At 45.2% G+C, this 22,807-nt stretch carries 25 protein-coding genes and 2 pseudogenes; 12 read left to right on the top strand and 15 right to left on the bottom strand.

Annotation, left to right across the window (positions count from 1 at the left end; translation table 11 throughout):
* Nucleotides 1–16: 16 nt before the first annotated feature.
* The 3 genes from F1728_RS15460 to F1728_RS15450 are packed head-to-tail and all read left to right on the top strand — an operon-like array spanning nt 17 to nt 3,501.
* Entirely contained in the window at nt 17–2,005 is a 1,989-nt protein-coding gene (locus F1728_RS15460) for a serine/threonine protein kinase (RefSeq protein ID WP_194242386.1), read from the top strand.
* Nucleotides 2,002–2,799, top strand: a complete 798-nt coding sequence (locus F1728_RS15455) for a hypothetical protein (protein WP_155364873.1) — start codon at nt 2,002–2,004, stop codon at nt 2,797–2,799. The genes F1728_RS15460 and F1728_RS15455 overlap by 4 nt, the downstream gene beginning before the upstream one ends.
* A gap of 57 nt (nt 2,800–2,856) precedes the next feature.
* Entirely contained in the window at nt 2,857–3,501 is a 645-nt protein-coding gene (locus F1728_RS15450; RefSeq protein ID WP_155364872.1) for an RNA polymerase sigma factor, read from the top strand.
* 92 nt (nt 3,502–3,593) lie between these two features.
* Here F1728_RS15450 and F1728_RS32590 read toward each other — a convergent pair whose 3' ends face one another.
* Nucleotides 3,594–3,692 carry a 50S ribosomal protein bL37 gene (locus tag F1728_RS32590; protein WP_002645378.1) on the bottom strand — a complete coding sequence of 33 codons (99 nt, stop codon included), beginning with the start codon at nt 3,690–3,692 and terminating at the stop codon, nt 3,594–3,596.
* Between the two features lie 605 nt (nt 3,693–4,297).
* Nucleotides 4,298–4,696: a hypothetical protein gene (locus tag F1728_RS15445; protein ID WP_155364871.1), complete on the bottom strand. Its 399-nt coding sequence runs from the start codon at nt 4,694–4,696 to the stop codon at nt 4,298–4,300.
* A 387-nt stretch (nt 4,697–5,083) separates the two neighbouring features.
* Between F1728_RS15445 and F1728_RS15440 the strand changes: the two are divergent.
* The 3 genes and pseudogenes from F1728_RS15440 to F1728_RS15430 form a co-directional block, all read left to right on the top strand.
* A pseudogene (locus tag F1728_RS15440) lies at nt 5,084–5,740 on the top strand (magnesium chelatase domain-containing protein); the annotation flags it as partial.
* A 383-nt stretch (nt 5,741–6,123) separates the two neighbouring features.
* Nucleotides 6,124–7,278 carry an IS256 family transposase gene (locus F1728_RS15435; RefSeq protein ID WP_155363077.1) on the top strand — a complete coding sequence of 385 codons (1,155 nt, stop codon included), beginning with the start codon at nt 6,124–6,126 and terminating at the stop codon, nt 7,276–7,278.
* A gap of 39 nt (nt 7,279–7,317) precedes the next feature.
* Nucleotides 7,318–7,668, top strand: a complete 351-nt coding sequence (locus tag F1728_RS15430) for a hypothetical protein (RefSeq protein ID WP_155364870.1) — start codon at nt 7,318–7,320, stop codon at nt 7,666–7,668.
* Nucleotides 7,669–7,676: 8 nt separating this feature from the next.
* Here F1728_RS15430 and F1728_RS15425 read toward each other — a convergent pair whose 3' ends face one another.
* The gene (locus F1728_RS15425; RefSeq protein WP_155364869.1) at nt 7,677–8,477 is read right to left on the bottom strand and encodes a hypothetical protein; all 801 of its coding nucleotides are present in this window, start codon (nt 8,475–8,477) and stop codon (nt 7,677–7,679) included.
* A 164-nt stretch (nt 8,478–8,641) separates the two neighbouring features.
* Between F1728_RS15425 and F1728_RS15420 the strand changes: the two genes are divergently transcribed.
* Both F1728_RS15420 and F1728_RS15415 read left to right on the top strand, forming a co-directional pair.
* Nucleotides 8,642–9,199 carry a hypothetical protein gene (locus tag F1728_RS15420; RefSeq protein ID WP_155364868.1) on the top strand — a complete coding sequence of 186 codons (558 nt, stop codon included), beginning with the start codon at nt 8,642–8,644 and terminating at the stop codon, nt 9,197–9,199.
* A gap of 323 nt (nt 9,200–9,522) precedes the next feature.
* Nucleotides 9,523–9,828: a hypothetical protein gene (locus F1728_RS15415; protein WP_155364867.1), complete on the top strand. Its 306-nt coding sequence runs from the start codon at nt 9,523–9,525 to the stop codon at nt 9,826–9,828.
* A 28-nt stretch (nt 9,829–9,856) separates the two neighbouring features.
* Here the strand turns inward: F1728_RS15415 and F1728_RS15410 are convergent, their stop codons facing one another.
* The 6 genes from F1728_RS15410 to F1728_RS15385 form a co-directional block, all read right to left on the bottom strand.
* On the bottom strand, nt 9,857–10,402 hold the full coding sequence (locus F1728_RS15410) for a GNAT family N-acetyltransferase (protein ID WP_155364866.1): 546 nt from the start codon (nt 10,400–10,402) through the stop codon (nt 9,857–9,859).
* Nucleotides 10,403–10,509: 107 nt separating this feature from the next.
* Nucleotides 10,510–10,884: a hypothetical protein gene (locus F1728_RS15405; protein ID WP_155364865.1), complete on the bottom strand. Its 375-nt coding sequence runs from the start codon at nt 10,882–10,884 to the stop codon at nt 10,510–10,512.
* Between the two features lie 12 nt (nt 10,885–10,896).
* A complete protein-coding gene (locus F1728_RS15400) occupies nt 10,897–11,769 on the bottom strand; it encodes a tyrosine-type recombinase/integrase (RefSeq protein WP_228030195.1) in 873 nt (290 codons plus the stop codon).
* Nucleotides 11,770–11,908: 139 nt separating this feature from the next.
* Nucleotides 11,909–12,382, bottom strand: coding sequence for a hypothetical protein (locus tag F1728_RS15395; protein ID WP_155364863.1), 474 nt, complete (start codon nt 12,380–12,382; stop codon nt 11,909–11,911).
* Nucleotides 12,383–12,386: 4 nt separating this feature from the next.
* On the bottom strand, nt 12,387–13,340 hold the full coding sequence (locus F1728_RS15390; RefSeq protein ID WP_155364862.1) for a Holliday junction DNA helicase RuvB C-terminal domain-containing protein: 954 nt from the start codon (nt 13,338–13,340) through the stop codon (nt 12,387–12,389).
* A 215-nt stretch (nt 13,341–13,555) separates the two neighbouring features.
* Nucleotides 13,556–13,972, bottom strand: a complete 417-nt coding sequence (locus F1728_RS15385) for a hypothetical protein (RefSeq protein ID WP_228030194.1) — start codon at nt 13,970–13,972, stop codon at nt 13,556–13,558.
* Between the two features lie 1,088 nt (nt 13,973–15,060).
* Between F1728_RS15385 and F1728_RS15380 the strand changes: the two genes are divergently transcribed.
* The 4 genes and pseudogenes from F1728_RS15380 to F1728_RS15365 all read left to right on the top strand — a co-directional run bounded on the left by F1728_RS15380 (nt 15,061) and on the right by F1728_RS15365 (nt 17,663).
* Nucleotides 15,061–15,972 (top strand): hypothetical protein, encoded by a 912-nt coding sequence (locus F1728_RS15380; protein WP_155364861.1) that lies wholly within the window; start codon nt 15,061–15,063, stop codon nt 15,970–15,972.
* Between the two features lie 76 nt (nt 15,973–16,048).
* Nucleotides 16,049–16,432: a hypothetical protein gene (locus tag F1728_RS15375; RefSeq protein WP_155364860.1), complete on the top strand. Its 384-nt coding sequence runs from the start codon at nt 16,049–16,051 to the stop codon at nt 16,430–16,432.
* 32 nt (nt 16,433–16,464) lie between these two features.
* Nucleotides 16,465–16,701 (top strand): annotated as a pseudogene (locus F1728_RS15370) (transposase); the annotation flags it as partial.
* A complete protein-coding gene (locus tag F1728_RS15365; RefSeq protein ID WP_155364858.1) occupies nt 16,617–17,663 on the top strand; it encodes an IS3 family transposase in 1,047 nt (348 codons plus the stop codon). The pseudogene F1728_RS15370 and the gene F1728_RS15365, both read left to right, overlap by 85 nt.
* A gap of 444 nt (nt 17,664–18,107) precedes the next feature.
* Here the strand turns inward: F1728_RS15365 and F1728_RS15360 are convergent, their stop codons facing one another.
* The 6 genes from F1728_RS15360 to F1728_RS15335 all read right to left on the bottom strand — a co-directional run bounded on the left by F1728_RS15360 (nt 18,108) and on the right by F1728_RS15335 (nt 22,734).
* Nucleotides 18,108–18,581, bottom strand: coding sequence for a hypothetical protein (locus F1728_RS15360; RefSeq protein WP_155364857.1), 474 nt, complete (start codon nt 18,579–18,581; stop codon nt 18,108–18,110).
* Nucleotides 18,582–18,646: 65 nt separating this feature from the next.
* Nucleotides 18,647–19,186 (bottom strand): hypothetical protein, encoded by a 540-nt coding sequence (locus F1728_RS15355; protein ID WP_155364856.1) that lies wholly within the window; start codon nt 19,184–19,186, stop codon nt 18,647–18,649.
* A gap of 171 nt (nt 19,187–19,357) precedes the next feature.
* Nucleotides 19,358–20,050 (bottom strand): tetratricopeptide repeat protein, encoded by a 693-nt coding sequence (locus tag F1728_RS15350; protein WP_155364855.1) that lies wholly within the window; start codon nt 20,048–20,050, stop codon nt 19,358–19,360.
* Between the two features lie 102 nt (nt 20,051–20,152).
* Nucleotides 20,153–20,854, bottom strand: coding sequence for a hypothetical protein (locus F1728_RS15345; RefSeq protein WP_155364854.1), 702 nt, complete (start codon nt 20,852–20,854; stop codon nt 20,153–20,155).
* 137 nt (nt 20,855–20,991) lie between these two features.
* A complete protein-coding gene (locus F1728_RS15340; RefSeq protein WP_155364853.1) occupies nt 20,992–21,489 on the bottom strand; it encodes a hypothetical protein in 498 nt (165 codons plus the stop codon).
* Nucleotides 21,490–21,810: 321 nt separating this feature from the next.
* Nucleotides 21,811–22,734, bottom strand: coding sequence for a leucine-rich repeat domain-containing protein (locus F1728_RS15335; RefSeq protein ID WP_155364852.1), 924 nt, complete (start codon nt 22,732–22,734; stop codon nt 21,811–21,813).
* Between the last annotated feature and the right edge of the window lie 73 nt (nt 22,735–22,807).

The raw sequence follows: 22,807 nt of genomic DNA, 5'->3' as shown, positions 1-22,807 counted from the left end.
ACGGATGGAAGCGGCCATGAAATTCACCTTCGCACCAGAATCAAAGCCTCTTGAAGGATTTACGATCAAACGCGCCATCGATCGGGGCGGATTTGGTGAGGTGTACTACGCCCTGACCGATTCCGGTAAAGAGGTCGCCTTAAAACTGCTGCAGCAGAACATGGACGTCGAACTGCGGGGAGTCACACAGTGCCTGAATCTCAAACATCCCAACCTGGTCACCATCTTTGATGTCAAAACGGACCGGGACGGCGATCACTGGGTGGTGATGGAGTACGTCTCGGGCCAGGGACTGGACAAGGCACTGCAACAGTATCCCGACGGGATGCCGATGGAGCAGGTCCGGTACTGGCTCTCCGGAATTTCTGAAGGCCTGTCGTATCTACACAGCCGCGGTCTCGTACACCGGGATTTGAAACCATCCAACGTTTTTCGAGATGGCGAGATCATCAAAGTCGGTGACGTGGGTCTGTCCAAGTTTATTACCCACAGTCGCCGCAGTGCAAATACGCAGAGCGTGGGCACAGTACACTACATGGCGCCTGAAGTCGCACGAGGGCGTTACGGCAAGGAAGTCGATGTCTATGCGGCCGGTGTCCTGGTTTACGAGATGGTGACCGGCGTCGTTCCCTTCGACGGGGAATCGACGGCAGAGATTCTGATGAAACATCTCTCTGAGAAGCCGGACCTCAGTCGTCTGCCGGCTCACCTGAGAGCCGTTGTGGGACGGGCTCTGGAAAAAGATCCACAGCAGCGAATTTCTGACATCAAACAATTCAAACGCGAATTCGAGCGGGCTCTGTTCCAACGCGACACTGTTACGGAAATTCCCAATGACTCTTTCGAATACGAAGCAGTCAATGGGCAGCCTTCCAGAGGCACGGATTCTAACATAGCGCAATCAGACAAACACTGGGCATACAGCCTGCTGTTACTGCCGGCCATTCTGCTGATCGTGATGCTCGCTTTTGGACTGCTCATGGCCGTGGTGGGGGTTTTCGCCGGTGCGCCGCTCTTCGCGTCGGGAATTTTGATCTGTGCTTTTTGTGGCGGACTTCTGCTCACCGCGGGTTCAAGTCGAATGCTCTTCTCCGGACTGTTTAGCGCCATCGTGAAAGGTCCTCCTCCGATCAGCGATCTCTGGGATAAACAGCCCGCACAGCAGAATCAGGCCGAAGCCCAAGCTTATCGCGAACAGGTTCTGCAGGAGACACAGATCATCCGCGAGCGGGAACAGCAGAAGGCAGAAGCAGAACGCTGTCGGGTCCGCGAACAGCACCGTCGTAAACCGCGTTTTTCCAGAAACCTGACGCCGCTGACGCCCCGTTCTGTGTCCCGGCGCGCTCGAACATACGATATCTGCAATTCCATCGTCAAAGCAGTCGTCTGCACACTGGTCATCGCGGCCGGCGTGGTCTGCTTCACCGATGGACGTATCGCCAACGGTTTCTGGAGCGGCACCGATCTGGCCCCCTTTGGACTGCTTACTTTCGGCACATTGATCGCTGCCTGGGGTGCGTTACTGGTAGCCAAGCTCACGGAAGGTAAGTCGTTCGATCAGAGTACGCGTCGGATTATCTGGCTGGGTGCGGGCGTCGTCGTCGGCTCACTGATCTATCTGTTGCAGACCGAACTGTTACTGACCGACCTGCCCGATTCTCGAGGAATGTATCTGGGATTAAAACCCCTGTTCAACGTGATTGGACCTTATTCCCTGGTGCTGCCGAATGGACAACCTACGTTGATTTCCTACGTCGTGTTCTTCGGGTTGCTGTTCTGTTTCCGTCGCTGGTGGTGGCACGCTGATGCCTTCCGCCCGCGAAAATTCAGAGTCCGTTCTGTCCTGCTGACGGTTTTCGTGGCTTACGTCATCACAGCCATCTGGGCCTTCCCGGTTGTAATGGGTCTGACCTGGGCCGCGATTATTTCCAGTGTCGTCCAGTTGTCTGCTTCCTGGATCCATCCCGATGAGCGAGCGATTGAAATGCAGGAGGTACAGGCATGAGTCCCCAAGACAGTGTATCCATGAGTTTTATGGCTCTGATTTCCATTGCCGTAATCGTTGCAGTTCTGAGTTTCCTGATGGTGAAATACAAAGCCCGTTTCCTTGCGATTGTGGGCGTTTGCCTCGTGGCATTTATTCCCGCTGTGCTGGCCGTGTCTTACGTCAGCATGGAAAGTAATTCACAAGCGACTGTGGTACAGGGGACAACAGCAGTTGCCGTCAAAGCACCTGATACACTGGTAGAGGAGTCATCGATTCCGCTGCCCGAACTGCCTTTAGTTGCACCAAAGCCGCATGACGCCCCCAAGGCTGACCAGCCTAAGAAAGCGGAACCGCTGCCCGAGTGGATCAGTTCCAGTCAGGAAGGTTCAGGAGGCATGAAGCAGGTTTTTCAATCAGGACTGTTTGCCACTCCGGCCGAAGCATTTCAGGATGCACTGGGAAGAGCACGTGTGAAATTCGAAGAAACACTTAGCGCTGAGCATCCACAGTACTCGTCGGATGCCAGAACGCTCAGCCCGGAACTGGTCAGACAGGTCGCCATGCGGCGGAGCTATTACCAGACGATTGAGCATGACTTTGGTGATGTCTTGAAATCCGGTGAATCATTTAAGCAGGATATGTACCGTGCTTATGTGGAAGTCGAACTCTCCCCCTCTGTGAAGCAGACGTTTTATACGAAATGGAAGCTGCAGGCGGGAAATCAACGGGTGATCTGGCTGGGGGGCGCATTCGCATTTGTGACGCTGCTCTGCCTGGGAACGACCGTGTATTTGAGAGCCTCGCATCAATAGGCTACAATCCAGGCTGACTGAACTCTCTTCATTCCTGCGGAAACCGACGAAGCTCTCATGCCGATTGACGAAGCCGATCAACTCCTCGTGTCACAAATCAGACAAGGCGACTCTGGCGCCTGGGCCGAGCTGATCGCGCGTTTTGAAGGTCGGCTGCTGGCATTTGTCGACAGACGCCTGCGGAATCGTGCCAGCAGCGAAGATGTCGTCCAGGAAACCTTCATGGGCTTTCTGATCAGCATTCCTAACTACGATGCGAATACGCCACTGGAATCGTTTCTGTTCGCCATCGCCTCGCATAAGCTGACAGACCTGCTGCGAAAACAGGGACGACGCCCGACGATCCCCCTGTTCCCCCACGAAAACGGTGAGCGGGAAAGCTACCGGGAACCGGCAGGACGGACCCGTGTGGCTTCCAGTCTGGCACGGAGCAAAGAGCGTAAAAGCAAAGAGGAGCAGGTCATCTGTGAAAGCCTGTCAGATCTGATTCAGTGCTGGATCCAGAATGGCGAATTCGAGCGACTGGAGTGCATGGAGCAGTTGTTCGTCTCGGGCAGAGCGAATAAAGAAGTCGCTGCCACGCTGCAGATTACCGAGCAGGCGGTTGCCAATCATAAGCATTTTGTGGTCGGCAAGCTGAAGGATGCCATCAAAACCGCCCAGATTCTCGATGCCGACCTGCAGGGTCTGGGGCTGAATTGAATCTCGCTGGGCGCAGCAAAAAAACCTCATCCGAACATCCCGGACGAGGTTTTCATGTTTCTCGGGTCCGCAACTAACGCTGCGACATCAACTTAGAACTTGATGTGCTTCCGTTTCGCCTTGCGTGCTTTGGCACTGGCAGGACGGCGACCGTGGTTTGCTTTTTTCAGTTTACGCTGTGTTTTAGCCATGACATTATCCTTCGATGGTCTTCAAATTATATGAATTAAGACCACACAATTACTGATGAGGTCTGCAGAATCTCTTTCGTAACGGGTCGGGTATTCTAGTCAAAGTATCGGATGAAAAAAAGCCATTCCACTGAAAATCAGAGACGCTTTACCGAAATCCTCCGGTTTTGACCCGTTTTTTAACCCGAAATCAGTCGCATACCAGCCTGCGAATATATACACATAGACACTAACTCAGGAGCACCAAATATACTCAGCAGAAACTAAACTCACTCCCCCTTACTAGGCTGGAAATACTATTCATTTGGAAGGGAGTGAAGACTACACTAATAAAACCCGGTCCCAATCGTCACAGGAAATAAGGACCGGGTTCAACACTATTCGCTCGTTTTAGGTCTGCGAATAATTACCAGCAAAGGTGGAACATTTAATACTCCCGCAGAGATTTGTCTGCAAAGCAATATCAAGCAGAACATATTCGCACTAGCTAATTCCACACCAAAAAATGTGGATGCCACATAAATCAACAATATTAAATATGGAGCAACGCAGACAAATGACGCAACCCATGATGGGAATTTAGGAGAACTCATACTGGGGGTCTCCTATCTATGGGCGCGTTTGATGAATTTTTCTGTTTCCTCAGCAGCAGCGGCAAACAGACTTGGAACATGTTCTAACATTGCTATTCGCTGCTCACCGCTCCACTCCTCATAAGGAATGGTCGTTACCTCATAGTCTCCGTAAGGGCTTGGATTGAAATTGTGATAGGAGAAATAAATCCGTTTTTTGCCCTTAAATTTTCCCCATTCGAGGGTCAGGTAGTCTTCGGGATGGTGGTCATCACTTGGAATAATAACCGACACATTACCCGGAATTGGTAGTGACTTAAGGCACTCGCTGATCTCACACCATTTCTTATCAAGATGTTGATATGCCTCTTCTAAACGTGGGCGTAATGCTTCGAGGGGCGCAGAAAGCGCGCGCAAATCAATAGGTTCCATTGTAGGAATCCTCTCTTCTCCAATCAGGAGAGTTTAGAATTTGAACCCGATTAGGGATCAGTAAAATGTTTCTACACTCCTCCCGGAGTGCATTCGTGCAACTAGCACTAAATTCATTATCGTCAGGTTTCTGAAGAAGTCAAATTTGTTTTACTTCCCGACAACCATTTTTAATTAAGAAAAACTGAATACCTCTTTAAGAGTGATGTTTACTCAGATTACTACACACTGTTCGTAATCATTGCTGTGTTTGCAATATCCATCAGATTAGATTGTTTAAAAAGCAGCGAATATATGGACTGGTGTTCCGTTTTCCGGTAGCATAGCCTGAATCAATTGAACACTGGACATAATAAACGTAATTCCCGTTGATGACAGAGACCGTATATGCTGGCCAAGCTTTATACCTATTCCCTGTTTGGCATCGATGCCAGACCGGTGGAAGTCGAAGTCGATATCTCGCCCGGCGCGCTGCCCAAGACCATTCTGGTCGGGCTGGCGGAAGCAGCCGTCAAAGAGAGCACCCACCGGATCGAACGGGCTCTGGTCAACAGCGGATACAATCGTCCGATCGACCGGATTGTGATCAACCTCTCCCCGGCCGACCTCCCCAAAGACGCCGCTTCCTTTGATTTACCGATCGCCCTCGGATTGTTAACTGCCAGCGGACAACTCTCTTCAGACCGATTCGAAGACTACGCCGCCGTGGGAGAACTGGCGCTGGATGGTACAATTCGCCCCATTCGGGGTGCTCTGTCGATGGCACTCTCCGCCCGTGAGCAGGGAAAGCAGGGACTGCTCGTCCCTGTCGAGAATGCCGATGAAGCAGCGGTCGTCGATGGTCTGGATGTCTACGCGGTCGGCACACTGGCCGAAGCGGTTGGCTTTTATACGGGAACACTGCCCATCGAACCGGTCGAGTTCAGCTGGGAAAATGCCCTTGAAGAACACGGCCATTACGACATCGACTACAGCGATGTGAAAGGACAGGAATACGCCAAACGCGCCATCACCGTCGCTGCCGCCGGCATGCATCATCTGCTTAGGTGGTGTCAATATTCCTATTAATGGAAAAGCAAAAGTAGAACTTTTTAACACTAGATCGATTTGAGGAAAATTATGTCAAAATTCTGGTATCACTTGTCTTCTATTCCACATCTCAAAGCTATTGCTAAGAGTTCATCTTGGAGAGAAGGTGTAATAGTTCCTAGAGTACCAGATCCAGAAACAAAGGCTTATCAGGAACCAGAAATACCACGTATTTGTTGTTACTGTAACATCTCTTCTGTAAATTACCTGTGTGCCGGAGTGGTGCTTGTTATTTGAGCGTAGCGAAAATAACAAGCACCACTCCGGCGAGCCCTTGAAAGGGTGGGCCAGATCGGTTTCTTTTTAATGTTTTCCACAACAGAAAAGGAACTCCAACCATGGCCCACCAACAACAATCTAACAACATTCTCGACGCTGTCCAGCTCCTGGCCGATCATGGATTCGATGAAATGTCGCAAGCACTCCAGATCCTGTTCAACGAAGCGATGAAGCTGGAACGTTCCGAATACCTCGGTGCCGAACCGTATCAACGCAGCGTAACACGCCGTTCTTATGCCAACGGTTTCAAGCCAAAATCATTTCAAAGTCGCCTCGGAAAGCTGGAACTGCAAGTGCCCCAGACACGCGATGGCGACTTTTATCCCTCTGCACTGGAACGCGGCGAACGGAGTGAACGCGCACTGAAGCTGGCAATCGCTGAAATGTATGTTCAAGGCGTCTCTACCCGTAAGGTCGCCAAAATCACCACCGAACTCTGTGGATTTGATGTCACCAGTACACAGGTCAGTCGGGCAGCGAAACTGCTCGACGAAGAGCTGGAAACGTGGCGTAATCGACCGCTGGGGCAGGTGGAATACCTGATCCTCGACGCCCGCTATGAAAAAGTTCGCGTGGAAGGCAGCGTGCGGGACTGTGCCGTGCTGATTGCGATCGGCGTCCTGGCCAGCGGTCATCGGAGCGTACTCGGAGTGTCTGTGTCGCTCTCCGAAGCCGAAGTCCATTGGCGTGAATTCCTGGGTTCACTCAACCAGCGCGGACTGCATGGCGTGAAGCTGATCGTCAGTGATGCACACGAAGGCCTGAAAGCGGCACGACAGAACATGCTCGCTGGCACGCCCTGGCAGCGTTGCCAGTTTCATTTGATGCAAAACGCGATGCAATACGTTCCCAAGGTTCATTTGCGCAAACAGGTGAGCGATGAATTACGCAATATCTTTAATGCCAGAGACCTGGATGATGCGCTGAATGAACTGAAACGGTTCGTTTCCACTCATGAAAAAACAGCTCCGAAACTGGCGAGTTGGGCGGAAGAAAACATCCTGGAAGGACTGACCGTATTTACCATCCCTGCCGGTCATCGCAAGCGGATGCGAACCACAAACATGCTCGAACGGCAGAATAAGGAATTAAAACGGCGTACCCGCGTAGCGGGACTGTTTCCCAATGAGGAGTCGTTGCTGAGGCTGGTGACCGCGGTCCTGGTGGAACTCAGCGACGACTGGGAAACCGGCATGAGATACCTGACAATTTAATGCTGATCACAGAGACCGAAGGCCCCGGAAATTTACAGAATGTTTGTTGCTTTATCTATTTGTTTAGCCCCTAAAGTCTGGCAATGTCTAGCAGGGATTCCTAGTAGTGAAGGTGTATATCATATATATGAAATAGAAACTGATTATCCTATAAAAGCACATGGTACTAGAGATGCTCACCTAATATCTGAGTATTGGTTAACTGATGAGCAATTAGAGTCTGAAATACCCCTTAAATATCGTGGATTTATAGAACTAACACAGAAACTGAATACCACCATTGCTCGCCTGTCAAATATAAAAAACCCTAAATATGGGATACTGGATGATCCAGCTTTTTGGGAGATGCCAGACGGTGGTGAATGGAAATTTGATGAGTATCCACAATAGACCATTCTTTATTCGGCAGTCTTTTTGGGTATCTTCTTACGTTCTGCTACTTCAGTTGGATTTCCAAATATAAATGATCTCACTTCATGATTGACTACAAAAAATGTCAATTTGGTCTTCCATAAAATACCATCCATAGTGCTAAAGCTCATGTCAAAATATTCCACTGAGTCTTCTTCGTTAGCAGGGCATAAAGCAGTCATAGTGAAGTCAGTTTGTTCGCCAATGTGTTTTAACTCTTGGTCTGGGTTTCCGGGGGGCAGGTCATCTCTTAGTTGGACAAGGAATATTTCGTTTATTTTTTGACCTACATTTTTAAGTTCAATTCGAAGTTTTAAATATCCTTCTTGTTCTTTTCTGTTATTGTTGTCGCTATACCTTAAAACAAAGAATGGCAAGACTTCCTTTCTATACCTTGCATTTTCTAGTTTGGATGTATTCTTCAAAATATCAAGTTGAGCGTCCATTATTTCGCTGGTTTTCACATGTGCCATTCTTGAAAGCTTTAACTCTTCTTTTGTTTCTTGAAGTTCATGACGTTGCAATTTCAATTCAGTCCTCTGTAACCAAATTGTGTAAATGATTCCTGCAAATGCCAGCCCTGAAAAAAGTGTATTTGCTGCCCCGAACATATCACCAAACTGACCTTGTTGTTCCGGTTTGCAGATTAGCTTTGTGACTGAATACCAGAAGATTATGAGAACAGCAATAACAAGAATCGCAGCAAGAAGTAACCAGTATGGGCTTGGTGAATCGTCTTCTTGCTCTTTCGTTTTCTTCTTTTCTTTTGTCTGTTTCTCTACAGTCATATTGAGGGCTCCACACGATTTTGGGGGCTTGCAGTGAACAGGGGAAAGTAATTATATGGACATTAATCAAATGTTCGATATGATCTCGCTGAGCCATTTCTGAACTAATTTATTTTTACGTAAATTAGCCACTTACAGTGCTGCTGGCAAAGAAAGAAAATTCAATGAATGAAAGATTTGATCCCAGAATAATCAAGGATCTACCTCCCGGATTTGGTATCTTTGTTCCGACGAAAGTCGGAGAAGACAACATGCGAAAGTTCTGTTGGATGATCCGTATGGAAAGTTCTAAGATAAAAGAAATAGAACAGCTTCCTATCGGCTCTGTTATATTTCACCCAAAACTCTGCTATCACAGCATCCTTGTAAATGAACATCGAGTAGGCGTGTTTAATGTACTTATTGGGATGTCACCCGACGGTGTTTTTAACCAAAACACAATATATGAAGCATTTTGTAATGAGTTTGATGAGACTACTTCAGGAGTAATATCAACTTTTACCACACAAAAAGTAGTACCTATTCTTCTGATTGGTGACAGTAGAGAAATAGAGCACAGTCTTGCCTTCGAAAATACTGTCGAAATGAAGAGATACGCTCAAAAAGTATTAGCACTATTATCAACACATGACTACGAATGGACTCAAGACGAATTTGAAATCTGTAAGCAAGATTATATTTCTAGATATCCAACAAGAATGGAACGCTGGAACAATTGCTGAATTTACACCTTGTTTACTCGCCTCTGCTTCTATAACCGCAAAGATGCCAGACAAGGACACGAATTAGCCAAAGAAACTCTGAATTACTGGGGAGAATCGCTTTAAATAGAGGCATTTTAGGCGGTTGAATAGCATTGACTTCCAAGTTCTTCTGGCAGCCAGATTACCCCAATCCGTTCCCCTCCTTCTACCACCTAGCTATCAAGTCCGCCCCCTAAGTACAACTCAATCAATCTCATCACATCCCCCATTATCTCCCCTGTACTCTTCATGATTATGAACGATTCTATTTCGATCATTTCATAATCAATGGGGACACGATCATGGGAGAGCTGGAAGAGCCAACTGAAGATCAAGAGGAACTCGAAGTTCCATTGTGGCTCAAGATCGTTTTTCTAGTCTTTGTGTTTGGTAGTGTCTGGATGATCTACTATTACGGGATGATTCTATATCTCGTCTTCCTGCTGCCCTTTGTTCTGGTTCTATCCTTAATCACTTCCGTGATCGGACTGATCATCGGCAGAAAAGAAGACCAGATTTTCTACATGATCTCATTGACTTTTGTGGTTGCTATTTTGGCAGTGATATTCAGATCCAGTACAGAATCGGTTTTTAGGGATGAGGAGTGAGTGTTGAGTGACTTTCATCATCCATCCCCTAAAATGGCACTTGCGACACATCATTCAGCAGTGCGTATTGTAGCGAGTCAATGAACTGGTCGTCCTTGAAGAAATATTTTCTGGCCATCCCTTCATATTCAAAGCCACATTTTTCCAGTACACGCTGTGATGGAGCATTTCCATCAAAGACCGACGCCTCAATTCTTGCTAGATACCAGCAGTTTATGGCATAGCGGCAGACAACAGGCATCACTTTGGACATGATACCTTGTCCCCAATATGGCTTCCCAAGCCAAAATCCAACCTCTGCCTTGTGACCTATAATCACATCAGCAAAAACGACGACTCCGATTAGATAATCGTTGCCATCACGAATAGCGAGGTGGAGAGGCTCACCACGGAATTCCATTGCCCATTCGACTGCTATGACCATCGTTTCGTCCCATTCGTTAGCTCCATAGGGAAACGGAATGCCAATTGTGCGGTCACATATTTCCCGATCAGCAAGGTGTTGGATGATTGCATCTCCATCGGTTGATAGAAATTCGGTAACAGAGATCTGGGGAGTAACAAAGAGTCTCATTTGATGCCTACAACAAAAATTCGTTTTGATAAAAAAATGAGGTTATGGTCAAACTGCGATACGAGAAACAACACATCAACAGACAGGACAAGAAGGAGCATTCAGCCCTAAGTTCTGATCTCTTTCAGGTTGTCCCAATTCACTTTGGGAAATATCAAAGTCGATTTGGGACCATCAACGTTTAGATCGGATGAAACACTATGGTGCTCTTCTAGATGTTTACGGAGCGACCACAACGTTGGTTTTTCAACTCCTTTCACTTCGATTTCAATTGTGGCTTTGTACGTCCAAGTGGTCATCGCATCTAAAAGTGCATCCAGCAGCTCAGAAATTACTTCCTGAGCTTCACTCAACTCATGGAAAAGTAAGGCGTCTTTCTGGTAAGGGGTCCATCCGCCCCCATTCCAGAAGAGATCTTTGTTGGATTTTATTACCCAGCGTGGTGCGTGTGACCCCACTCTATTTGCTTGTAGCTCGATCATGTTTGTACTCCTTTAATAGTTTAGTTTGTCAATTGAATCAGAAAGCTGATTCTGACTTCGTTGCGTATAAAGTGCAGTCGTGTTGAGGTTCTCATGCCCCAGAATCTGAGCCAAACCAACCAAGTCATTGTCGCTGTCATCTAAATACTGATGTGCCATTGTGTGACGGAGCAAATGAGGATAGATCTTCACGCCGATGATCGCCCCATACTTATCACACAATGATCTGATTCCCTTATCTGTGAGCGGCCCCCTTTCCCCGATGAATACAGACTGACTGCTCACAGGCGGTCGTGAATCAAGATATGCCTGCAATGCCTTCCGAGCAGGTAGAGAGAGAGGCAGAGACCGCTGTTTGTTTCCCTTTCCGTATCGAAAGACAACAGATCCTGATCGTTCGCTGATCATTAAATCTGGCAGCTCCAGATTGACAACGTCACTGACTCTGCATCCCGTATAAAGTAAAAGTGAGAAAATGGCATTTGCCCGTATGTCACCCCTGAGTTCAATTTCACGCAACAACTTTCGGACTTCTGATTTCTCTAATCCCTTGGGGGCCAACTGCTGGTTTCTGAGTTCTTTGACTTGCTTGGCTACATTAGTTGAAAGATGATTTTGTTCGACCAACCAGCCAAAGAACCGTCTGATGGTTACCAGTGCCCGATTGACTGTAGAAACTGCCTGCCCCTTCTCTTCCCTCAGATATTTCCGAAAGTCGGTTACATCACGAACTGTCACCCGACTGATGGAAAATGGTTCCTGATTAGATACGGAGAACCATTTTGCGAACTTGCGGATATCTTGTGTGAACGCTTTTCGTGTCAGCTCAGAGAAATCGTTGGCATCCAGAAACTGACAGAACAGATCGGCTTCGTCTTTTTTCACAGAGATGTTTTCAAAAACATTATCGGATGAATTCTTCACGCTTTAACTCCAACAATTGGACTAGAATTTGACACTTATTACTCGAAACTCAGGAGATAATGACTCTTATTTGACGACATTATCTTCCCAGTTTTTTACATCAATCTCCTGCGTTATCATTCTCTGACTGCTTCAGTTGAAGAAATACAGAGCGGATCACTTCGGCTTCATCTGAGTTCTCGATCCCATTAGGGAACAAATTGTTGATCACTTCGCCGACTTTTCCAGAGTCGGTTTTCATCCCCAAGGCTTTGATAGCATCAGCAATTTGATCGAACTTGCTGTTTGGTGTTTTGACCGTTTTCTTCTTATGTGGTTTCCGAACGACGCCTACATCATTCCGTCTGGCATAAAACAAAATCGGTTTACCATCGATTCCACAATTGCGTTGCCTGACATCAAGACAGACCTGTTGCTTTTCTGCGTTGTAGTAAGGTCGCTTGGTTTTAGGATCGTAATCAGGCTCAGGAAAAGTGGTCCCACGCAGTTGGTGAAAACGCTGACGGCTGAGTCCAACCATGCGTGCCATTTCGCTCACGGACACGATACTTTTTGATGGTTTATTTTCGCTCATTTGACTAATTCTGTTCTTGAATATGACACTTATTTGACAGGTGCGATTGCCCTTTTGAGGTAATAGTGCGTCTCCCCTGATCGTCCTTGGCGATTAAACCAGCACGTATCAAATAGGGTTCAGTTACTTCACTGACTGTGCGTGTAGGCAATCCCAGAGTTGAGGAAATTACATTTAGGCGTGTTGGACCAGACGAGATGATCTTAAGGTATTTCTGCTCTGTGGGTCCTAACCCTAACTCGTCTATCTGCTCTAAGTCACAGGCACGCTGGAGATGGTCTTGGGTAATGACATTCTCACCTTGAGATCTGGAAACACGGTGAGCTGATTCCAGTAGGCGTAATGCCAGCCTCGGAGTCCCCTTGCCTTTTACAGCGATCTCATGAAGAACGGAGTCTTCTACGTTCCATTTCAAACCCGTAACACGCTGCTTGAGGATGAGTGTTAGTTCATCGGTTGAGTAATACTCAAATCGCAGGACGAGCTTCATGCGGTCTCTAAGCGGCTGGAGCAATAGATATTCGTCTGTGGTTGCCAACAATAATGTGAAATCAGCAATCGGGATGCTAATAGGTGCTTTGTTGGTTCCTCCGTGGACTAAGATCTTTCTTTGATCCAACGCAAGGTACAAAGTTGTTTGAAGGGATTTTGATAATTCATGAGCTTCATCAATAAAGACAATCGAACGATCTTTTGCTGACAGAAGAACCGCATTCAAATCTGCGACCGTATTAATCGACTGCCCCAATAGCTCAATAAATTCAGTCGCCATCTCCTGTGCGATAATTTGACTGAGAGCTGTCTTTCCGAGTCCTGCACCGCCTAACATCATGGAATGGTCAAACTTTTTATGCTCTTGGTGAGCAAAATCAAGGGCAACTGTCACGACGCTTTTTACGTGCTCTTGTCCTACGACGTGACTGATACTGGTAGGGCGAATGTCGCTAAGATCGTTCATGCTGGTTGCCTTTCTGTTGCTGTTGAAAAACCCTGTGAGCCTGACGAAAAAAAGTGGTGCGTATTTTTTTAAGAAGAGGTATCTTGTATTCTCTGGAGTCCCTCCTGAGAGGAGCGAATTTAAAGTTTTTCAAAAAAGTTTTTCTATTTCTAAAAATCCAAATTTGTTTTCATGTATTTTGCTTTTGGATTTCCGAGGAAATTGAAATCGATATTTCAGTATTCCTCTGGAAGCAAAATGCAAGTTGATGAACGATCTGCCTCTGTGATGATCCAGATCTTGGCATCATCAATTTTGTAGGCGGAGAAAATTCTGTCGCCATGTTTCAGAGCAGAGTCATTAGCTTGCTGGTCTTCTTTGCACAGTTCGCCCCAGTCACCTGACTGATGACGGCTTAGGAATTCGGCTGGAGTCTTCTGGTGTTCGTCCAGCAAGCTCAAGGCTGAGGGAGTGGCGACGACTTGTCCGAGACTGAAGAGTTTGTTGATAGCTTTGTTATTCATGGATTGAATTCCTTTTATGAGTGATGTTGTTTTGTCAATAAAAGGTACAAAGCAGTTAATTGGATCAATCCAATTGACAACTACAGTGCTTCCGTGCTTTGCGTTTCCCTTCTCTTGCTCGCTTTCCATTTCGGACTAGAGTATTTCTCTGAAAGAACGAATCTGAGTGACGCTCAACAGGAATGTAGACCGAATGGTCTACTGAAATCTGACTACAGAAAGTAGAGATTGCTGGTGATGTAGAACGGGGTGTTTCAGTAAAGAATTGAAACGACAAACGAGGCATAAAATCTCCTTCACAAATAAGGTTTAAAAGTGCCATGTGAGACCAACTCTGCGTGGCTATCAATCTTGAGATCCCCTAACGTTGGTGGGGAGTTTCAGTATCAGATGAGCCGCAAAACAACGGCTCAGTAAATCGTGAGTAATAGTGAACACACCCCCTGATGGATTGGTCCCGCAACTTCAGTTAGGGCAATTAATTCATTTGTACTGGGGGCGTCAGAAACACATCGGATCGTTCTCCAGCCAGCTTTCAGATAAGAACCCACAGGCGAGCTGAAGATTACACTCACAGCGAATTACACAAATCAGAAGAGCATTTCCTCAGATTTGCAAAATCGTGCGTTTGCATTGATAGAAGGTGCGAATGAGATAATGAGAGTTGGGGCTGCAATTGGCGGAAGGTGCAGCTCTGATGAGACTTAATGCAATATGTCCTGTTTTCCGATCCAGAAATCAGATTCTTGGAAATCCAGAATTCTGGAATTCTGACTTGTTTGCCCCACAAAAATATTTATTTCCTTGGTGAAATCCCAAGAGTTAAGGGCTGAAATCTGATAACTGATCACGGCAGGATGGGATGGAGTGATCGGTGGGGACCGAGGACGGTTCGACATTGGGAGGGACGATCAGAGGGGATCGCAGATTGCCTTAGATCGGTTGGGTTGGAAGAGAATATACTGTACAGTATGTAGATCAGGATCATCAGAAATGATTGGATGATTTGATTCAAAGCAGGATAAAGTGGGAGGGATTTGAGATTCATTGCACCATCCCCAATGTAAACAATTGATTGGAGACAGACTTTAGAACTGTACCAGTTCTTATTTGTTGATAAATGAAATTGGTAACTCTTACCAGCGGTTATAAATAACTGAATGAACGTTTACACGAAGCTGGAAAAGTTGTGGATGTAGCCCAGAAAAATGACACATATGCCTGATAATATCATCGCTCGCCACCTTGTCGATTATGAAACTGTGTTAGGAGACAGAAACCTTATAACAGTAACGGTTGGTCCTCAACTCAACCCGATCATTCTCTCTCTTGGTAAACTGCCAGATTACCGACGAGAAAACTCTGCTGGTGCTAGTTTTGCAAAGAATAAATCAGATACTCCCAATGACTATCGCATCCATTACTGCGAGGGAGAAGACTGGTTCTCTGTCGATCTTGCTCTGACATTAGAGAACTTTCACTCTGTCCAACCGATTAGCGACCAAGAATGGCTTTTAGTTCGAGGCCGATCTTCGGGGGATAAAGATCACAATGCCCATGTGTTTGGAGCTTATGGAGAATCTGTTCGATCCTTCCCTGCTGGTGATGGGATTGAAGACGTACAGGTGACGAAAGACTCAAAGATTTGGATTAGTTATTTCGACGAAGGTGTCTTCGGAGATAGTGAATTGGGGCGAAGTGGTCTTGTCTGTCTCGACCATAATGGAAAACAGGTTTTTGATTTTCATTCTGTTTGCACAGGAGCAGCCCCTATCGACGATTGTTATGCACTCAATGTCTGCTCAAACCATGAAACATGGTTGTACTACTACACCGATTTTCCCGTCGTCCAACTTGTAGACCATAAAGTTACAGGGATCTGGCGAAATATCCCTGTTGCTGGTTCACATGCCTTTGCAGTTTCAAATGAAAATGTGCTTTTCGCAGGAGGCTATAATAACAGAAAAGACCTGTTCAAGGTCTACCTTCCTACTAAACGACTTAAAAAGCTGAAACCTGTAACAGAGAACGGTAAGGTTATTAAAGATTTTAATGCCTTCGGGCGATCCCACATTCTTTATTTATCAACAGAGAAAGCTCTTTTTGCTGTAGATGCAAATATCATTTAATACTCATCCCGATAGAATCTTTGATCGCAGCTAAACAACTGAGACATTTCATAAATCGAGTGAACGGGTTATTTCCATGTCAGACCTTGAACAGTTAAAGAATGAAAGTGATTGGCTTAACTGCAATGATCCATCAGCACTTCTGAAATATATTCGCACCAATGCGAGTAAGAGAAAGTTAAGGTTATTTGCGGTAGGATGCTGCCGACGAGTTCAGCATCTTGTGATCGATGAAGCCAAAGACGCCATCACACTTGCAGAACAGTATGCAGATGGAGAAGCGGAAGAGTCTGTTCGCCGAATAACCAGAGGAAACGCATATATGTTTGATTGGGTTCATCCACCAGCGTTTCCATATGAGGAGATTGCACATGCACGTGGTTGTGCAAAGCAATCCGTCTGTTTTGTACTCGCACGAAAAGGGATCGAGTGCGATAGCCCAGGACTGGCGGACTCCTGAAGAATACTTCAGAATCTTCTTAGGAGGAAATCATGAGCAAGGAGTTCAAAGTGTCAGGGAAACAGCACCGGCGATCGTTTACGGAAGAATTCAAGCGGGATGCGGTCAATCTTGTTGCCGTTGAAGGTTATTCATTCAACCGTGCTGCACAAGCCGTTGGCGTGAGTGCCAGCAGCCTGCGAGGATGGTACGAGAAGTACGCTCCCGAACCCCAGGCGTGCGGCGAAGACGCCACATTTCAACAGCTTCAGGAAGAGAACAGACGGCTGCGGAAGCAGCTTCGCGAAGCCGAAATGGAAAGAGCGTTGTTAAAAAAAGCAACGGCGTTCTTTGCGAAGGAGTCGCAGTGAAGTACGCCTGGATCAAACAACATCGCGACTTGTTTCCGGTAATTGTCATGTGTCGTGTTCTCGGCGTATCGAAAAGCGGTTTTTACAAATGGCTGAAAGCCGTACCCAGTCCGCGGGCCCAGCGTAGCGAACGCATTCGCAAGACGGTACAAGAAATTCACGAGCAATCAAACGAGATTTATGGCAGTTATAAAATCGCTGAAGCCATGCAGGCGGATGACAATTTAGAAACGGCTTGCCGCAACACGGTCGCCTTGGCGATGCGTGAAATCGGCTTGAAAAGCAAGGTTTCCAAAAAGTTTAAACCGACCACGACTGTCGTCGATCCGGATAAACGTCCCGCAGCGAATCTCTTGAATCAGGACTTTTCTGCGGACGCTCCGAATCGAAAGTGGGTCACCGACATCACCTACCTGCCAACTCAAAATGGCTGGGTTTATCTGGCTGTCGTCCTGGATCTCTTCAGCCGCAAAGTTGTCGGCTGGTCTATGGCGGACAGTCTCGCTACACCTCTGGTCAGTACCGCTCTGAAAAACGCTATCGAATCCCGGCGGCCCGAGACCCAGCGGTTGCTGCACCATAGTGATCGGGGCTGCCAGTACACCAGCGACCTCTATCAAACGACGTTGAAGACACTCGGGATCACATGCTCCATGAGCCGAACCGGATGCTGTTACGATAACGCCGTGATGGAACGATTTTTCTGGTCACTCAAACACGAGTGGACCAAACATGAGAAGTATGCCGATCTCACAGAAGCACGCCTGAGCGTGTTCCGCTACATTGAGACGTTCTACAATTCAAAACGTTTACATCAAACATTAAACTATCAATGTCCCGACCAGTTCGAGAGAATATACGCTCAACAACTGGCCGCATAATTCACTCTTCGGGAGTCCGCCAGTCCTGGGCTATCGCACGAGGCTGCCTTAAATTCCAGCTATTACGCTTTATTTGCTGCAACACAATACTCACGCAATATAGGCATAGAATCCGATTTAGCAGATCAGACTGAGCAGAAATATCAATGTGATATCTTAAGGGATATTTTTAGGAATCCATTTCGTGAGTTGGCTTTTGATCCATCGTGGCGAACACCAGAGGTAATTAACTTGGCAATGTCTATTTATAAGAATCAGTCTTATGAGTGTATGCCAGAATTACGGGAAGCGTTGATGAGTGCAGGTTGTGGGGAAGAAGCAATCATCCAGCATTGCCAGAAAGATGTATTACACGTTAGAGGATGTTGGTTAATCGATCTGATATTGGAGAAAAAGTGAGGCTTGACATTACTAAGGCCACTTATAGGTGAGCCATTGCGGATTTCATGAAAGTGTTTTATTGCGAATCCGACCATCAAAGAGATTGGTCAGTGTAGATTCACGGCAGATTTCAATGAATTCGTCACGTGTATTTGGCGGACAACTTTCTATTGTAAAATAACCATATCGTCCCTCGACTTGCTTGGATATTTTTTTAAGGGTATCAGCAGGGGCTAAGTTTACACCAGATAGTCCTACAATCATTGCTCCGTCTTCAGTGTAGAAAAGCATTGCTTGATCTGGTCCACTCTCACATTGAGAATTCCAATAAAATGAATAGCCTTCATCTTTGTTTTCTTCTAAACACTTCATAAGTTCTTCTGGAGTTTGGAATATTGCTTTAGAATCGTCCTCATACTGGGGGAATGGGAAATCCTCAGCTACGGGAATTCTAAACGGAAGAAAAGTGTCCAAAAAGCGTTTGGCAAGCTCTGTGGATCTTGATTCACAAAGAACATAAAATTCGAGAGGCTCCATCTCATTTTATCCTATTTAGACCTGCCCTAGTAATCTTAGAATTAAGGGGCGGGATGTGCCGATATTTAATATGGCATGGGGGGGAGATCAATTCTTGGGAGGGCACGAGCGGCAGCCTCACGGACACGAGCACTTTCATGGATTTCTTTTTCCTTGACAAAATTAAGTAATGAAGTGGGCGGCTCGATTCCAAAATTATAATTACCCTCTACTATCATAAAAAATATGGGGATGATCTTTATCGCCTCAGCCAGTAGCTCGTTATTGCATTGATTCATAAACTGAAAAGCATGCTCAAGTTGGTTTGATTTTGTACTGATTATCCAATAAGCACCTAAAACATACGCTAAGCCACTAAACGGAGACGTACTAACAAATTTAATATCCACACGCAATTTTTGTGCAAGATCAATGTCTTTCTGCTTATCATGACACTTTAAAGCTGGCTCTACGATCTCAGACAGAATGGATTCAATGATTGGCAGAACGTCATTGTCACGTTTTATTAACTCCATTCCAGCTTCATTAACAGCAAAGCAATTAGAACGTTCATTTCGAATACGATCATATAAGGTATCCAGTACCAGTGTTCTAAGATCTTCCATTTTTCAGTCTTGTCTTATCTAGTGATAACCAGAGAGCTTCTTCATGATTGATATTCGTATTCAGTTGAGCGTTTAGAATTTCCGCCAGCGAAAGCGTTCCGCATCGGCCTGTTCTCATGCCGATGATAATCTTGGATGTTTGTGACATTGATGTTCTTTATGCTTCAAGTTCTATAAATTATTACTTGCTATTAATATATCGATTTCTTCTGAAAGGTCTCTGATTCTACGAACTAGTCTTTCTGAACATTCGAGTGTCAGAGTTTTTTCAAACAATTCTTTTGCCTTGAAAAGATGGACAGCAAAATCAGGCCCCACAGAAGACATATATGTTGCAAATGCCAATTCAAATAGGCCTTTAGCATCTGTTGGATATTTTTTAGTGTAGGCAGTCAGTATTTCTCTGCCTTCCGCTAATCGTTTCAAATTTTTACTAACATTCACGCCCCATGCTAAAAATGCCTCTTGATGTTCAGGGTTGATATCTAATGTTTTTTTGAAAGATTCCACTGCCATGTTGTGGAACTCGCTAATAGCCAAATTCATACCCAAAACATAGTTAGCCTCTTCACCATTAGGATCTCGGTCAACAGCAGACATAGCCCACCATAACGCTTCTTCTTTCTTATCATGACTTAGCAATGCCAACGAAATCATAGAATTGATATGGACAATCTTATCTTGATCACGAGTGACATCTAACGCCGCAAAGTAGTCTTTTACAGAAGCTACATCATCTTTCAGACGGTCGTATATATGTGCTCGCTCAATCAGCAGATCACCCAATTCAGGATCATCTGGCTTAGTAGCGATCCTTTGATTTATTGCTTCAAGTTGTCCCCGTAGTTCTGTTTCATTTAGCATTGATCAAATCCGTCAGCTTGTTAGATTCTCTCTGGTCTAGTGTCGGGGTGGGATCATTAAAGAGCAATGTTCTAGTTATATAATCTGATTTCACAAGCGTCACTATGATTTGATTTGGTCAACAACTGCAAAGTCTGCTTCAAATGAAGAACGTATATTTTCGCCTGAGCGTTCTCTTTCAAAGCCACCGATCTTCTTGGTAATGAGCCGCCTTCCTTTGAGCAGGCTTATGTCTGCATCAACTAAATATAATGATGCATTCCATTTAGTATCTGAAATTTCAGACTCCAGAATTGCTATCCCGTACTTCTCGGGATTTGATTCTATGCAAAAGCGAATGGGGTCGCCTGATTTGAAAGCTCTGTTTTTAGCAGCGACAACAAGTTCCCGATTAAAATTCCCCATAAAACCATCGAATTCTACGTCGAGGTAACCACTAAGCCATATGTGATATTGGAATACTGCGGTATAAAAAATGGATTGAGGCACTACATCTAAGACGACAGCAAAAAAAGAGACTGATTGGTTGATCGATTCAGTAATTACGCAACAATTTTCAACATTTTTAACTGTACCTGAGAGTTTATACCAAAATATATCGAATGCATTTTCTTCTGCTTGCCTCTTTAGGCTTGGAGGTTTAAATCCCTCCGTAAAATCAGAGTTAAATTGCCATCTAACTTTTTCATTTACATTTCCATTTACATAACCGCATGCTGGATCAGTTTTAGAACTGTGCGTAGATAGGACGATTCCCTGACACTGACCGTATGCAGGCGAGCTGGTGATAAATAAACTGGGCAATTTAATTCTTCTCCAGTATTAACAATTTTTCAATTTGAATGCAGTTACATTCATCTTAGAGGTATCAGTCTCGATCAACTCCCTGTTTAACAGGACTCAAAAATGCATGACAGAATAACTTGTAAATGAGCGGTATCCTATTGGAGAAGTGGCTGAATAGTATGATCGAACTTATAAACGGCTATTTTCCCGTAACTCTTTGCAAAGTCTCTCAATGACTCATAAGTTTTATACTTGACATCAGAATCTGCCCCCAGTTCAAGCATTGCTTTTGTGGTTTCAAGCGTAATTTCTTTCCCAGTTTGTATGGGACCATCTATATCAGCATCTAATGCCTGAAATATGGGAGGATAGTTACAATCGGCAAGTGTATTAAGTAATGATCTATCAATATTCAGAATCCCTTTAATTAATCGCACGTCTCTTTTTTCACAGGCAATATGCATTAATGACCAACCCATTGGGGGGCGTGATTGATTTATATTGCCGCCTTCCTCGACGAATTGTCTGACTTTATCGAAGAAATCTGTATAAAATTTATCAGGATCGTCTGTGTAAATCGTTTTGGCAAGATTTCCAAAGTCGTCATACTTATCACGGGCATAAATTGCTTCAATCAAGTCATCAAAACTCATCAGGTCTCTTCTTATAAGATCTTGTGGTGCGTTACTCACTAGGATTGATTTTAGAAGCTAATATTCTAGGAGAAATTCTTCTGAATCCCACTGCCTGTCGTGCCTTTGTTGTAACCATTTTTCCAAGATCTGTGGTTCTAGCAAGGTGGTACCAAGTTGTGGTGACGAGTCGAGTTTATGGCATGAATGGACGAGGAGTGCCCACCAGCGTCTGAATGGAAATGGCCGAAGTGGGCTTGCTAAGCCACTTATAGGTGAGGCATGTTAGCTCGGTGCGATTTTAACCGCAATTTTAGTGTCGGAAGAACAAGTATTCCACTTTTAAAACCAAATATCACAATTGGGAAGTGAGTTCTTCAAAAAGATTTTGTCGCTATCACTCATTGGACAACTTTTATCAAAATTCATGTGGCCGACTTTTTTTAAAGTGGCGAGTATTTTGACCGATTCACTATCAAAGGGAATATCGCAGAAATGGATGTAGTCTAAGCGTGGAAAAAGCGTCAAAGAAGATGCAACCTCTCCCGTCACCAATTGCTTAACCCCGTCCTTCGTAACCCGCTGCCCTGAGAATCCGAGTGTCGTTAGATTTTTCAAGTCACCGAGAAAATCAAAACCTTCATTTGTGACAAGTGTGTGGTTGAAAAAGAGTTCTTCCATGTTCAGGAGATGACCAATCATTTCAAGTGTGCTATCATCCGCCTGTGTTTCTGAAATGGTTAGTTCTCTCAGATTCTTAAAATTAAGAAGAGTGTTGAATCCCTTAGAGATTGGTGCTCCAGTAATATCGATTTTTTCCAAATGCTTTAAATCGTAAAGTGCTTCAAACCCCATATCACTTATTCGCACTTGGAAGAGACCCAGATTTTTGATCCCCTTGTTCTGCCCAATATATACCATTGCCTCATCAATACGACTTATAGGAGAACAATGTAGTTCTTCTAGCTTTGGAAACGATTTCAAATATTTATAATCGAGACCAGCAATCATTGTCCGAGAAAGATCAATATACTTTACATTTGGTAATCCCTGTAGTTCTTGCAGTCCAGATCCCCGCAATGCAGTGTTACTAAAATCGAGCTTTGATATACGCTCCAATTTACAAATCTGTTTGCAGATATTTGCTATTGCGTCTGAACTCTTTTCAGATCCTTGCATCGTGATAAAAAGCGACCCATCTTCCTTAACTGGAAAACAGCTGACTCGCTCCTGCTCTAATCGCTTGATGATTTCTTCTTCGGTCATTGCTCTGCAATCTCATTTACTTGGTGATATTGAGCTGTTTCAATTCATTTAACTATACAAGATCAGCACCATT

Origin of the sequence: Gimesia benthica, from assembly GCF_009720525.1 — a bacterium.
Classification (GTDB): Bacteria; Planctomycetota; Planctomycetia; order Planctomycetales; family Planctomycetaceae; genus Gimesia; species Gimesia benthica.
This window is presented reverse-complemented; position numbering and strand designations above follow the sequence as displayed.

Coding starts and splice junctions, on each gene's coding strand:
- F1728_RS15350 (WP_155364855.1), bottom strand. CDS start 20,050: ATGCTAAATGAAACAGAACTACGGGGACAACTTGAAGCAATAAATCAA.
- F1728_RS15360 (WP_155364857.1), bottom strand. CDS start 18,581: ATGGAGCCTCTCGAATTTTATGTTCTTTGTGAATCAAGATCCACAGAG.
- F1728_RS15355 (WP_155364856.1), bottom strand. CDS start 19,186: ATGGAAGATCTTAGAACACTGGTACTGGATACCTTATATGATCGTATT.
- F1728_RS15380 (WP_155364861.1), top strand. CDS start 15,061: ATGCCTGATAATATCATCGCTCGCCACCTTGTCGATTATGAAACTGTG.
- F1728_RS15415 (WP_155364867.1), top strand. CDS start 9,523: ATGGGAGAGCTGGAAGAGCCAACTGAAGATCAAGAGGAACTCGAAGTT.
- F1728_RS15425 (WP_155364869.1), bottom strand. CDS start 8,477: ATGACTGTAGAGAAACAGACAAAAGAAAAGAAGAAAACGAAAGAGCAA.
- F1728_RS15455 (WP_155364873.1), top strand. CDS start 2,002: ATGAGTCCCCAAGACAGTGTATCCATGAGTTTTATGGCTCTGATTTCC.
- F1728_RS15450 (WP_155364872.1), top strand. CDS start 2,857: ATGCCGATTGACGAAGCCGATCAACTCCTCGTGTCACAAATCAGACAA.
- F1728_RS15460 (WP_194242386.1), top strand. CDS start 17: ATGAAATTCACCTTCGCACCAGAATCAAAGCCTCTTGAAGGATTTACG.
- F1728_RS15445 (WP_155364871.1), bottom strand. CDS start 4,696: ATGGAACCTATTGATTTGCGCGCGCTTTCTGCGCCCCTCGAAGCATTA.
- F1728_RS15420 (WP_155364868.1), top strand. CDS start 8,642: ATGAATGAAAGATTTGATCCCAGAATAATCAAGGATCTACCTCCCGGA.
- F1728_RS15405 (WP_155364865.1), bottom strand. CDS start 10,884: ATGATCGAGCTACAAGCAAATAGAGTGGGGTCACACGCACCACGCTGG.
- F1728_RS32590 (WP_002645378.1), bottom strand. CDS start 3,692: ATGGCTAAAACACAGCGTAAACTGAAAAAAGCAAACCACGGTCGCCGT.
- F1728_RS15375 (WP_155364860.1), top strand. CDS start 16,049: ATGTCAGACCTTGAACAGTTAAAGAATGAAAGTGATTGGCTTAACTGC.
- F1728_RS15410 (WP_155364866.1), bottom strand. CDS start 10,402: ATGAGACTCTTTGTTACTCCCCAGATCTCTGTTACCGAATTTCTATCA.
- F1728_RS15365 (WP_155364858.1), top strand. CDS start 16,617: ATGGTACGAGAAGTACGCTCCCGAACCCCAGGCGTGCGGCGAAGACGC.
- F1728_RS15430 (WP_155364870.1), top strand. CDS start 7,318: ATGTTTGTTGCTTTATCTATTTGTTTAGCCCCTAAAGTCTGGCAATGT.
- F1728_RS15390 (WP_155364862.1), bottom strand. CDS start 13,340: ATGAACGATCTTAGCGACATTCGCCCTACCAGTATCAGTCACGTCGTA.
- F1728_RS15340 (WP_155364853.1), bottom strand. CDS start 21,489: ATGAGTTTTGATGACTTGATTGAAGCAATTTATGCCCGTGATAAGTAT.
- F1728_RS15435 (WP_155363077.1), top strand. CDS start 6,124: ATGGCCCACCAACAACAATCTAACAACATTCTCGACGCTGTCCAGCTC.
- F1728_RS15395 (WP_155364863.1), bottom strand. CDS start 12,382: ATGAGCGAAAATAAACCATCAAAAAGTATCGTGTCCGTGAGCGAAATG.
- F1728_RS15385 (WP_228030194.1), bottom strand. CDS start 13,972: ATGGAAAGCGAGCAAGAGAAGGGAAACGCAAAGCACGGAAGCACTGTA.
- F1728_RS15335 (WP_155364852.1), bottom strand. CDS start 22,734: ATGACCGAAGAAGAAATCATCAAGCGATTAGAGCAGGAGCGAGTCAGC.